14 protein-coding genes are annotated in these 11,724 nt (G+C 49.0%); 11 read left to right on the top strand and 3 right to left on the bottom strand.

All coding sequences use genetic code 11. The features are described from left to right. The first annotated feature begins 99 nt into the window (after window positions 1-99). From ACR0QV_RS04870 to ACR0QV_RS04840, 7 genes are all read left to right on the top strand, one after another. On the top strand, window positions 100-1,158 hold the full coding sequence (locus tag ACR0QV_RS04870; RefSeq protein ID WP_432635044.1) for a M24 family metallopeptidase: 1,059 nt from the start codon (window positions 100-102) through the stop codon (window positions 1,156-1,158). 1 nt (window position 1,159) lies between these two features. Next, on the top strand, window positions 1,160-2,224 hold the full coding sequence (locus ACR0QV_RS04865; protein ID WP_432635042.1) for a M24 family metallopeptidase: 1,065 nt from the start codon (window positions 1,160-1,162) through the stop codon (window positions 2,222-2,224). A gap of 35 nt (window positions 2,225-2,259) precedes the next feature. Then, window positions 2,260-2,826, top strand: coding sequence for an elongation factor P (gene efp, locus ACR0QV_RS04860; protein ID WP_428053286.1), 567 nt, complete (start codon window positions 2,260-2,262; stop codon window positions 2,824-2,826). Then, window positions 2,826-3,281: a hypothetical protein gene (locus ACR0QV_RS04855; protein ID WP_432635039.1), complete on the top strand. Its 456-nt coding sequence runs from the start codon at window positions 2,826-2,828 to the stop codon at window positions 3,279-3,281. Before efp ends, ACR0QV_RS04855 begins: the two co-directional genes overlap by 1 nt. Further along, window positions 3,278-3,619 carry a DUF192 domain-containing protein gene (locus ACR0QV_RS04850; RefSeq protein ID WP_428043244.1) on the top strand — a complete coding sequence of 114 codons (342 nt, stop codon included), beginning with the start codon at window positions 3,278-3,280 and terminating at the stop codon, window positions 3,617-3,619. Before ACR0QV_RS04855 ends, ACR0QV_RS04850 begins: the two co-directional genes overlap by 4 nt. Window positions 3,620-3,648: 29 nt before the next feature. Then, window positions 3,649-4,416 carry a hypothetical protein gene (locus tag ACR0QV_RS04845; RefSeq protein WP_428043243.1) on the top strand — a complete coding sequence of 256 codons (768 nt, stop codon included), beginning with the start codon at window positions 3,649-3,651 and terminating at the stop codon, window positions 4,414-4,416. Between the two features lie 117 nt (window positions 4,417-4,533). Continuing rightward, on the top strand, window positions 4,534-4,854 hold the full coding sequence (locus ACR0QV_RS04840) for a cupin domain-containing protein (RefSeq protein ID WP_177746239.1): 321 nt from the start codon (window positions 4,534-4,536) through the stop codon (window positions 4,852-4,854). 50 nt (window positions 4,855-4,904) lie between these two features. Here the strand turns inward: ACR0QV_RS04840 and ACR0QV_RS04835 are convergent, their stop codons facing one another. Genes ACR0QV_RS04835 through metK form a run of 3 tightly spaced genes read right to left on the bottom strand, consistent with a single transcriptional unit; the run spans window position 4,905 to window position 7,106 of the window. After that, a complete protein-coding gene (locus ACR0QV_RS04835; RefSeq protein WP_432635037.1) occupies window positions 4,905-5,444 on the bottom strand; it encodes a DJ-1/PfpI family protein in 540 nt (179 codons plus the stop codon). Next, window positions 5,445-5,894, bottom strand: coding sequence for a C-GCAxxG-C-C family protein (locus ACR0QV_RS04830; RefSeq protein WP_432635036.1), 450 nt, complete (start codon window positions 5,892-5,894; stop codon window positions 5,445-5,447). Window positions 5,895-5,945: 51 nt separating this feature from the next. Then, entirely contained in the window at window positions 5,946-7,106 is a 1,161-nt protein-coding gene (gene metK, locus ACR0QV_RS04825; protein ID WP_428043240.1) for a methionine adenosyltransferase, read from the bottom strand. 572 nt (window positions 7,107-7,678) lie between these two features. Here metK and ACR0QV_RS04820 point away from each other — a divergent pair. The 4 genes from ACR0QV_RS04820 to ACR0QV_RS04805 all read left to right on the top strand — a co-directional run bounded on the left by ACR0QV_RS04820 (window position 7,679) and on the right by ACR0QV_RS04805 (window position 11,693). Beyond that, a complete protein-coding gene (locus ACR0QV_RS04820) occupies window positions 7,679-8,248 on the top strand; it encodes a type IV pilin protein (protein ID WP_432635034.1) in 570 nt (189 codons plus the stop codon). 645 nt (window positions 8,249-8,893) lie between these two features. Further along, window positions 8,894-9,337, top strand: a complete 444-nt coding sequence (locus ACR0QV_RS04815) for a DUF192 domain-containing protein (RefSeq protein ID WP_432635032.1) — start codon at window positions 8,894-8,896, stop codon at window positions 9,335-9,337. After that, window positions 9,334-10,800 (top strand): M20/M25/M40 family metallo-hydrolase, encoded by a 1,467-nt coding sequence (locus ACR0QV_RS04810; RefSeq protein WP_432635030.1) that lies wholly within the window; start codon window positions 9,334-9,336, stop codon window positions 10,798-10,800. The genes ACR0QV_RS04815 and ACR0QV_RS04810 overlap by 4 nt, the downstream gene beginning before the upstream one ends. A 26-nt stretch (window positions 10,801-10,826) precedes the next feature. Beyond that, window positions 10,827-11,693, top strand: coding sequence for a VIT1/CCC1 transporter family protein (locus ACR0QV_RS04805; protein WP_432635028.1), 867 nt, complete (start codon window positions 10,827-10,829; stop codon window positions 11,691-11,693). Window positions 11,694-11,724 lie beyond the last annotated feature (31 nt).

Here is an 11,724-nt window from a genome sequence, read left to right as displayed (position 1 = left end):
TTTTACCGCAATATTCTCCTACGCGCGCGAAAACTATTAATTGTGAACGCGCTGTAAAATTGTTATGATATTTGTATAGAGGTTTTGGAGGAAAATATAATGGCTGAAAAAATTGTAACGGCGGACCGCTTGGCCGCGCTTAAAAATTTAATGCAACAAAACAAGTTGGACGGCCTGGTTGTTACCAACAATTTAGACCAATTTTATTTGAGCAATTTCTTCTTTTACCCAAATGAGTCCGTTTTTTTAATTCATACAAACGGCATTGTGTGCTTTACGCGCGAACTGTATGTAGAACCGTTTAGCAAGTTTGCCCCGTATATGGAAGTTATCGGCGGGGAAAACCGCGTAGCCGCCGCTGTGGCCAAGGTTAAGGAATTGGGCCTTAAAAAGGTAGGCTTTGATGCAGAAAAAGAATCCTTCTTAAACGGCGAATTAATGCTCAAAAACGGCCTTGTGCAACTGCCCAGTTTTGTTACGGAACTGCGCAAAACCAAGGACGAAGCGGAACTCAAAGCGATGCGCGAATCCAACCGCATTGCATACCTGACGTATGAATACATTTTGCCGCGTGTAAAAACCGGGATGACCGAGTGCGAAATGGCCGCGGAAATGGAAAAATTTATGCGCGAACACGGCGCAACCTCCACCTCTTTTAATACCATTGTGGCGTTTGGCGCAAACGCCGCCAACCCGCACCACGAAACGGGAGACACCAAACTCAAAGAAGACGATGCCGTTTTAATCGATTTCGGTTGCGTCTATAAAGGGTATTGTTCGGATATGACGCGCAGTTGGTGGCACGGCAAAAACGAACCCGCCGAATACAAAAAGATTTGGGAAATTACCGATACCGCCCGCAAGGCAGGCATTAAAAAAGTAGGTATCGGCGTAGCGTGTAAAGCCGTGGATGCGGCCGCGCGCGAGATTATTGAAGCGGCCGGATATGGCCAATATTATACGCACGGCACGGGGCACGGCGTGGGGATTGAAATCCACGAGGAACCGTACAACGCACAAAATTCCGCTTCTATCTTAAAAGAGGGGAACATTGTAACCGTGGAGCCGGGAATTTATCTGCCGGGCAAATACGGCGTGCGTTTGGAAGACACCGTGTCTGTAACCCAAACCGGGGCCAATATTTTAACGAAGAAATAATATGGCAAGTAAAGATTTTTCCCAAGAGCGGATGCGTGATTTCCGCCGCGTGCTCAAACAAGCGGGGCTGGACGGCTATTTAACCGCCGACCCGCTGGAACAGCGTTACTTGTCCGGCATTGAACTCTCTGCCGGGGAAGCCGTATTTTTGATTACGCCTACTAAGGCTTGGTGCGTAACCAAGCAGTTAATCGCCAGCAAAATGGTGCCCGCCGCCAAATTTTTAAAAACAATTATTGTTCCCTTTGGCGGGATGTTGGACGGGGCTTTAACGGAAATCAAAAAGCGCGGTTTAAAGGCTGTTGCCTTTGACCCGGCACTTGTGGATCTGGCCACCGGGCAGAAACTTTTGGATAGCGGCCTTAGCCGCGCCGAAGGACTCCTTGGCGAAATGCGCCTTAAAAAATACGACGACGAAGTCGCCCGTATCAAAAAAGCCTGCAAAATAGCCGCCCAAGCGTTTGACGAAGTCTTCCCGCAGATTAAAACCGGGATGACGGAGGATGACGTGCGGATTTTAATGGCGGTGGCGATGCTTCGCCGCGGGGCGGATTCTATTCCGTTTAATATTGTGTGCTTTGGCGAAAACACCGCCGACGCGCACCATACCGCCAGCAAAACGCGCAAGTTGAAGGCTGAGGAACCTGTGTTGATGGATTTCGGCTGTTTTTACGAAGGGTACTGCTCGGATATGACGCGCAGTTGGTGGCACGGCAAAAAAGAGCCGGCCGAATACAAAAAGATTTGGAACATTGTGGACAAAGCCCGCACGGCAGGCGTAAAAGCCTTGCGCCCGGGTGCGACGGCGGGAGACATTGACCGCGCCGCACGCAGCGTAATTGAAGCCGCGGGGTATGGAAAGGAATTTTTCCACACTACGGGCCACGCGATTGGACTAGTAGTGCACGACCGCCCGATTTTGCGCTCCGGCGCGCCGGACGAGTTGGAGGAAAACTTTGTAGTAACCGTGGAGCCCGGCATTTATTTTGACGGGCGCTGGGGTATCCGCTTGGAAGACAGTTTTCTGCTTACCAAGGACGGTTCCAAAAAATTGACGCACAAATAGATTCTTGGGCTTCGGCCCGAAAAGAGGTAATAAAAATGCTTAGCACGACAGAATTTCGTGAAGGTCTTATTTTTGAAGACGAAAACGGTCAGTTGGTAGAAATTATTGAATTCCAACACCACCGCAAAAGCCAGGCTCGCGCCGTCGTTCGCGTGAAACTGCGCAACATTAACACCGGTTCCGTGATTGAAACGGCTTACCGCCCCGAAGACAAATTCAAAGAAGTGGAAGTTGAAAAACGCCCCTTCCAATATTTGTACACCAATGGCGATATGGCTACCTTTATGAACGCGGAAACCTACGACCAAATTGAAGTGCCCCTTAAAAAATTGGGCGATTTGAGCAAATATTTAAAAGATAATATGGATGCTATCGGCATTTATATTAACAACCAACTTTTTAATGTGGAACTGCCGATTAAAGTACCGCTTAAAATTGCTTCCACCGTTCCGGGTGTAAAGGGCGACACCGTCGCTAACACCACCAAGGAAGCCACCTTGGAAACCGGCGCTGTAATCAAAGTGCCGCTTTTCATCAACGAAGGCGATACCGTGTTGGTGGATACCCGCACCGGCAACTACGTTGAACGCGTGGCGGCCTAATGTTTTATAAGCGCATAGTCCTGTTGGGGCTGTGTTTGTGGGCCTCGTCGGGGCTATGCGCTTTTACCTTGCATTACGGTTCTTTGTTTAAGGTGGCAGATATTACGCTTAGCCAAGAGGGTAAACCGGTTCTGCCGCTTTCCCGCGGAAAATATGCCAATATCCGCGTACTTACCAAAGATACGTTTGAGATGTTAAAAAAGTGTCCGGCCTCTTGCCGACAAACGGCAGATAAAGGCGAAATTTCCATACACGGGTTCCGCCCGGCCAAAACTCGCCCCGGTATGTGGATTGCCGAGGTGGCTTATGATGAAAAATGGCTGGTTACTTTTTTAATATTTCAAAATAAGGAAGGTTTTGGCGTCGTTGCGCCGGAGCATTTTGTATTTTTGGATAAAACATTACGAGCGCGTACCGAACAGTTGTTATCGGCCCGCGCACAGGAAGAAAAATGAAGTGCGTATTAAAACGCACCGGCGAAACGCTGGCGCAAGAAATAGAAATGGCAAATTCGTATTGGACCCGCTTAAAAGGTTTGATGTTCCGGCGGGGGCTTGCGTTTGGAAAAGGGCTTTTGTTGGACCCTTGTCCGCAGATACACACTTGCTTTATGCGCTTTGCGATAGATGCTGTATTTTTTGATAAAAACGGGCGCGTGTTGTATGTGGCGGAGCAAATGAAACCGTGGCGGTTTAGCCGCTTTGTGCGCGGCTCGCGCTATACGTTGGAACTGGCGGGCGGCACACTTGCCGGGCGGGTAAAATCCGGCGACGAAGTGGCGCTTATCAAATAACGATTTTAATTTTTATATAGAGGTTACAAATGAAAGTAAAGCAACTGGTTTTGGTTTTGACGGCGTTGTTTCTGTGCGCTCCGGGCGCGTTTGCCCGCAATATTTGGGACGATTTCGGCGCGAACGTAACCCAGCAAAACGTCCGTGCTTTTACGAAGGACTTGGGCGGCATTATCGGCTCGGGCACTTATACTACGGGCCGTATTTTGGGATGGGGGGGATTTCAAATCGGCCCCCGTGCCAGTATGGTTTTTAAAATGAGTAAAGGTAACGGTGAGGATCGTGCCACCCAACAACATACCGCCTTGGGTGACCGCGACGAAGTGGGAGCGGTGGAATACCCGTGGTTGCAGGCGGATATCGGTATGCCGTTTCGTATTGACGGGTTTATCCGCGCGAGCAGTTACCAAGGTTTGACGATTGCCGGCGGCGGTCTGCGCTGGGGGATTACCCGCCCGAACGAAATGTTAGGCTCCTTTCAACCTATGTTGGTGGTAGCGGCCCATAGCGCGAGCGCACGTGATTTTTCTGCCGCGCATTATAATGCCAGTTTGGTGCTGTCTATGAAGTTTAAATATTTTGTGCCGTATGTGGGCGGCGGGGTAGATTATACCACGCTTAATATTAACCAGGCTATGCTGGCCCCCGAACTTATTGGCACGCACGAACACGCCGCCACAGCGCGCGCTACGGCGGGTTTTAACTTTAAATTGCCGTCGTACTTGGATTTAAGTTTAGCCGCTAACTATGCCTATTACGGTTTAGGCGCGGAAGCGTCCTTGTCCTTGCGGTTTTAGTTTTAACCAAAAAATATTTTTTTATAAATAGGGTGGCGAGAGCCGCCTTTTTTAATCCTTTTTTGTAGTCAACAAAAATTATTTTTTTTGTAATATATTCACAAGGGGGGAACTTTTATGAAGAATATTCCTGTGGCTTCGGCCATAGAACTTAAAGACCAAGTATCGTACCAGCCCGGGCAGATTGTCAGCAAAACCTTGGTGCAAAACGGCGCGGTAAGCATTACGCTGTTTGCCTTTGATAAGGGCGAAGAAATCAGTACGCACGAATCGGGCGGGGATGCCTTGGTGCTGTGTTTGGACGGCAAAGGCGAGGTAACCATAGACGGCGTAAAGCACGAACTGTCGGCAGGGGAAGCAATTTTAATGCCGGCCCGCCACCCGCACGCGGTGTATGGCAAAGAACAGTTTAAAATGATGCTAACCGTTGTTTTTTAAGATATAAAAAACCCCGCTTTTAAGCGGGGTTTTTCTCTGGCAAGTTATAATTACTTGTAGTAAATTTCCTTTTTGGTTTTGTTGGCGGTTTCTTGCCCGGCGACGGCTTCTAACACCGCAAAGGCAAAGTCTATCGTGGCGGCCGCACTTTTGCCCGTAACAATATTTCCGTCCGCTACGGCATAATCGTCGTGATAAATGCCGCCGAAGTCCTCGTTCATAGAGGTAAAGCAAGTATAATTTTTGCCTTTTAAATACCCTGCGTGGCCCAGTAAGGTGGGGCCTGCACAAATGGCGGCTACTACTTTGCCTGCTTCTATAAAAGTTTTAATAAGAGCCTGTACGTCGGGGCTTGCTTCCAAGGCTTTATATTCCGGCCCGCCGGGAATAACCAGGGCCGCATAGTCAGCCGCATTTAGTTGGGAAAAAGGATTCAATTTTGTACAGGTAAGGCCAAATCGTCCGGTGGCATCTTGGTCAAGCAAGGAATAAATATCCACACTCAGCCCGCCCCGGCGCAAAATAGCGTAAGTGCCTACTGCTTCAATTTCTTCAAATCCGTCTGTTAAAATCATACAAACTTTTTTCATTTATTCTCCCTCCGTGCGCGGGGCATATGGTTCAAAAACCCCGTCAAAAAGCATTTCTTCGGCCAGTCTGGCTGCATCGGCAATACACCCTTGGCAACTGCGCAAAACCTTGCCCGTTTCTATCCCTTTTAATTCGCGGCAGACGGTTGAGCCGTTCCACTCCTTAAAGCGGGTCATAAGTTGTTGGCCTAGTTTTATGGTGCTTCCTCGGCCCGAACGGTCGTTCGGGTTTCCGTTGCTGTTTTTTAGCCCCGCCAACATTAGTAGCCCGCATAAGGCCCCGCAGGTGGAGCCGCTTCCCGCAATGCCGCCCGCAAAGGCTTCCATTGCGCGCAAGGCGTCGGTCTCGCTCATATTCAGTAGTCCGCAATAGGTGCATACGACCGATTGCGCGCAGTTGTAGCCGCGCTGGTGGCGCAGGTTGGCTTCGTGTACACGGGATTTTAACATAGTTGGAAATGTTCTCCTGATAAAACAGCCCCGCTTGCACGGGGCTTTAAATTAGTTTGCCGCTTTTTGAAGGGCACTTACTTTATCCGTCTTTTCCCACGGAAATTCTTTGCGGCCAAAGTGTCCGAAAGATGCCGTTTGCAGGTAAATAGGATTGCGCAGTTTGAAATATTCAATAATGCCGCGCGGGGTCATCGGGAAAATCTTGCGCGCAATTTGCGCCAGTTTTTCGTCGGGCAGAACGCCTGTGCCGTCCGTATCTACATAAAAGCCGACGGGTTCGTCGCGCCCGATAGCATACGCGATTTGTACCGTGCATTCTTTGGCAAGTTTAGCGGCTACAATATTTTTGGCAATGTAGCGCGCCATATATGCCGCAGAGCGGTCCACCTTGGTCGGGTCCTTGCCGGAGAAGGCTCCTCCTCCGTGCGGACAGCGGCCGCCGTAGGTATCCACGATAATTTTACGCCCGGTAAGCCCGGTGTCGGACTGGGGCCCGCCGATAACAAATTTTCCTGTCGGGTTGATATAGATTTTAGTATCTTTATCAATCCATTTTTTAACAGCCGGAATAATGGCCGCGGCTTCAATTTCTTTTTTAGATTTTTCGGTAATTTTACTGCCTGTTCTATCCAAAATATCTTCGGTATGTTGGGTGGAAACCACTACTGTATCCACGCGCACGGGCTTGCCGTCCACATATTCCACCGTTACCTGGCTTTTTGCATCCGGGCCTAAATAGGGGAGCATTTTCGTTCGGCGTGCTTTTTCCAAATTCTTTAAGATTTCGTGCGAAAGCACCAAAGACAATGGCATATATTCCATCGTTTCGTCCACGGCATAACCCACCATTAAGCCCTGGTCTCCCGCACCGCCCACGTCAACCCCTTGGCTGATGTCGGGCGATTGCTTGCCGATGACGTTAATTACGGCGCAGGTTTTGTAGTTAAAACCGTATTTGGCGTCGTCGTAACCGATATTTTTTATTACGTCGCGCGCAATTTGTTCCACATCTACCCAAGTGCGGGTGGTAATTTCACCGCCTACAATCACAAGTCCCCTCGTAATATATGTTTCGCACGCGACGCGGGCAGTTTTATCTTTCTTTAAAATTTCATCTAAAATCGCATCAGAAATTTGGTCGCAGACCTTGTCCGGATGTCCCTTGGAAACGGATTCGGAAGTAAAATAACATTTGCCTTGTTTAATCATAGTACGGCTCCTAGATACAGATTTGAGGGGTTTCCCATATATTATACCACTTTGGAAATCTGCGGGGAAATAAGGGGGGATTCGGTTCGGCAACCCAGAGGAAAGCCAAATCCTCGGGGATAACAACTTTATGAAAAAAAGAGGTCATTCTGAACTTGTTTCAGAATCTACCTTATGGGTTGTTAAAAATAAAAATAACAGAAAAAACTAACAACACAATCGGTAGATCCTGAACTAAATTCAGGATGACTTTTTTATAACGGCCTTGTTTTTTGCCGTCATCCCGTAGTGCCTTTATACGGGATCTGTTGTTGCCGTTGTCGTCATCCCCGAGGGTTTTGGCGGCCCGCAGGGTTCGGGGATCTGTCGTTTGTCTTTGTTGCTTATTGATTGGCCGTTAACGGGTCTAAAAGACCCGTATAAAAGAGTTTTTTCGTCTGGGTCCAAAAAAGGCTTGACTCGTTTTTTTTTTTTGATACAGTACCATTACGGTCCGGGGAGGGTTATATAAAAACTCCTACAGTTGCCCAAACCGGGCCGTACACAAGAGAAAGTGAAAAAGGAGAAGAAAAATGATTAAGAATAATAACAAAGGTTTCACGCTCATTGAGTTATTAGTGGTCGTGTTAATCTTGGGCATTTTGGCCGCAATGGCAATGCCGCAGTACTTCAAAGCGGTGGAACGCTCCCGTATGACGGAAGCCGTAACGCTGCTTTCTAACATTGCTTCTGCACAACAGCGCAAATACTTGCAGATTAATGCATATGCCAAGGATTATCGTGGCTTGGACGTTGCTCCTGCTGGGGCTACGGGTTCTGTTTACTATACCAAAGGTACAGTTACTTCCGGGGCTGGTGGTAATGGTTTCGGGGTAACTTTATCTTCTACAAATGCCTATACGACTGGTTTTGCTACGGCCACCCGTGAAGCCGGTGGTGTGCCCACTGATGCTGGTTTGAACTACCAGTATAATTTGGTTCGCTATTACGCAAGTGATTTAACTACTTGTAATGGTACTAATACCAATGGACAGGCTCTTTGCGCTGATTTCTGTGGTATTGATACTCCCAAAGCATCTTGCTGCAGCGATGGAACTGAGGACACTTGTGCTGCTCCGAAAACTGGTAATGAAACCAAATAATCCGTAAGTAATTCCATTGTACAAACCCCGCCTCGTGCGGGGTTTTTTAATGGGGAAAACACATAAGTTTATTGTATTGTCATTCCAGGGCAAGGAAGCCGCCCGCAGGGCCCTGGAATCCAGAAATAAAATAAGGAGTTTTTCTAATAAACAGACTGGATCCCGGGTCCACGCCCGGGATGACAACCAGAAAGAGTGTTATCCCAGAGTGTTTGGCGACCCGCAAGTGGCGGTGCTCCGCGTGTCGTTATCCCGGAAGGTTTTTATCCGGGATCTGTTGTTATCAAAAAGGCGGTCATCCTGAATTTAGTTCAGGATCTACTGCTTGGGTAGTTAGTTGTTGCTGTTGTTTTTAACAACACAATCGGTAGATTCTGAAAACCCTGCGGGCCACCAGTTCAGAATGACCTCCAATTTTTATAACGCCCTTATTGTTGTTGTTTCGTTTGTTTGCAATATTGCCAAAACAGTGTGGCTCCATTAATCAAAAGAGCGCGGACAATCTGCCGCCCGCAGGGTGCGGCCTGCAAGGTGTTGTCATCCCGTAGTGTCTTTATACGGGATCCGTTGTTTGCCTTTGCAGTTATTTCCGTTCGCTTTGTGCGGGCTGACAAAAACAAATGGGAATTTGCTAAACTTATATATATGAGAATCTTCTTTGCTCTGCTTGCTTCTTTATTGCTTGCCGCGTGCGGTGAATACCAAACCGTCCGCATTACGTTGCCCGACGGATTCGCGGTAAACGCCCTCGTGGCCGATACCCCGCAAAAGCAGGAAAAGGGCCTGATGTTTGTAAAGGACTTGCCCGAGGACAAGGGGATGCTCTTCGTCTTCAACCAAGAGGAAGACCAAGCCTTTTGGATGAAGAACACGCTGATAGATTTGGATATTATTTTTATCGGCGCAGACAAAAAAGTAAACTCCGTGGAGCCCGAAGTGCCGCACTCCTACACCTACACGCCCGATGACGAGGTGGCCTATTCCCTCGGTTACGGCCAATACGTGTTGGAACTGGCCTCCAAAACCGCCGCCAAACACGGCGTAACCGCCGGGGCGCCCTTGGACTTTACCGTGCCGGATAAAAAATGAAGCGCCTTTTGCTCTGCTTTCTGCTTATTTTTTGCACCTTATCCGGCCGCGCACAAGAAACGCCCGACTGGGCCCCTCTTAATGACGAGGCCAAACGCCACTTAATCAATCTGTTAAATATTGATACTTCTTTGCCGGAGCCGGACGAACTGGCCGCCGCGCGCTACATTTATAAAGAATTTAATAAACACGGTATAGACTGGGATATTTTTATTCCCCGCCAAGGCCGCGCCAATTTACTGGCCCGTATTAAGGGAAAAGACCCGGCCAAAAAGCCGCTTCTTTTAATCTCGCATTTGGACACCGCACCCGCCGCCGAGGGGTGGAGTTTCCCGCCCTTTAAGGCCACCGTGGAAAACGGCAATATTTACGGCCTGGGCTCTACCGACGACAAAAATTATACCGCTGCTTACTTGGCCCTGTTCACTTGGTTAAAAGACCAAAAGGCCGTGCCGGAGCGGGATTTGATTTTCTTGGCTACATCGGGCGAAGAAGCCGGAAGCGAAACGGGCCTGTTGTGGCTGGGCGGGGCGCATTGGGATAAAATTAACCCCGGCTTTGCGTTAAACGAGGGGGGCGGCATTATCAAAAATAAGGACGGAAAGGATATCGTCTTTGCCGAGGCTTCCACCAAAATGTATATGGATATTAAGGTTACTGCCTTTGGCACGGGTGCGCACTCGTCTATGCCCGTAAACGACAACGCGGTTTATTTGCTCTCGCAGGCGCTTGCCAAAATTGCGGCGTACAATCCGCCCGCCAAATTAACGTCCACCGCCCGGACCTTTTTTAAAGCCATTAAGCCGCTGTTAGATGAGGACGCACAAACCACTATCGGCTTTTTGCTCTCCGGCACCCAGCAAAACCGCCAGTCCGCCGCCGAGGTAATGGCCTTGGACCCCTTTTTTAGAACGCAGTTAAAGGACACCTTAAACCCCACCGTTTTGTCCGCCAGTAAAGATACGGGTTCCACCAGCGGGGAGGCTTCCGCCATTTTAAACGTGCGCTTATTGCCCGGCTCGGACCCGGACGAGTTTTTTGAAAATTTAACTAAATTGTTTACGCCGGACGAACCCATTTCGCTGGAAATTATAGAGCGCCCGCAACTGCCGTTCCCTACGCCGATGGACGGCACGGACCCGCTGTTTGCTTCCATAGAAAAAACCGCCAAAAAACTGGTGCCCGAGTCTATTACCGTGCCCGGTATGAGCCCGGCTTCGGGCGATAACGAATTTTTGCGCAAACTGGGCGTGATTACCTACGGCCTGGGCCCGGATATGGACCCGCTTGCCGAAAACGCTACCCACGGGCCGGACGAATTTATCAGCGAAAAAGATTTTTTTAACCAGTTGCAGTTTATCGCCGGAGTCGTGTTTGACTTTGCCTACGGCAAGGAATTGTTGCCGCTTACCCCGCAGGGGGCCGCTTCCGTTGCGCCCGCTGACGAAAAAGATGCAGACTGATTTTATTTTACTTACAAGAAGGCCTTATGCTAGAACAAGACAAAAAAGACTTGGAAGTTTTTTCCCGCAGTGAAATTACGGAGCATTTTATATACCGCCGTTTGGCGGAACTGGAAACGGACGAACATAACCGCTCCGTACTTAAAAAGATTGCGCAAGCCGAGTGGGAACACCACGAACTTATTAAAAACGAAACGGGCGTAAACGCCAAGGCTTCGCGCTTTCAAATTTGGCTGTATGTGTTATTGGCTCGCGTATTCGGGCTGACGTTTGCCATTAAGTTAATGGAATCCGCCCCGCACCACGCTTCGGGCGCGTACCGCGCGTTTACCAATTATCCCAAAATCGCCCAACTGGCCGATGAGGGCCCCGCTATGGAAAATGAACTTATTGCGCTGTTAGACGAAGACCGCCTGAAATATATGAGTTCCGTGATTTTGGGTTTGTCCGATGCGCTGGTAGAGTTTACGGGCGCTCTTGCCGGGTTTACGCTTGCGCTTTCCAATTCCAAATTAATTGCGCTGACGGGCGCCATTACCGGGGTGGCGGCGGCGTTGTCTATGGCGTCGTCGGAATATTTATCGTCCAAGACCGAAAAAACTTCGGGCAAAAAACCCTTAAAGGCCGCGCTTTACACTGGGGTAGCGTATGTGATTACGGTAGTAATGCTGATTGCTCCGTTTGCGTGCTTGTCTAATGTGTTTATTGCGTTGGCGTTAATGCTGTTACTGGCTCTGTTGCTGATTGCCGCATTTATGTTTTACTATGCCGTGGCCCGGAGCGAAAGTTTCAAACACCGCTTTATAGAAATGGCCTGTTTGAGTTTTGGCGTGGCGGCGGTCAGTTTTTTAATCGGCTACGCCTTAAAAGCCTTTACCGGGATAGAAGCCTAATCCGCCCGTGTTAAATTAGTATAATAATAAA

The organism is Candidatus Avelusimicrobium sp., assembly GCF_050873505.1.
Lineage (GTDB): Bacteria > Elusimicrobiota > Elusimicrobia > Elusimicrobiales > Elusimicrobiaceae > Avelusimicrobium.
Note: the sequence above shows the minus strand (reverse complement) of the source record. Positions and strands in the feature narration are given on the sequence as shown.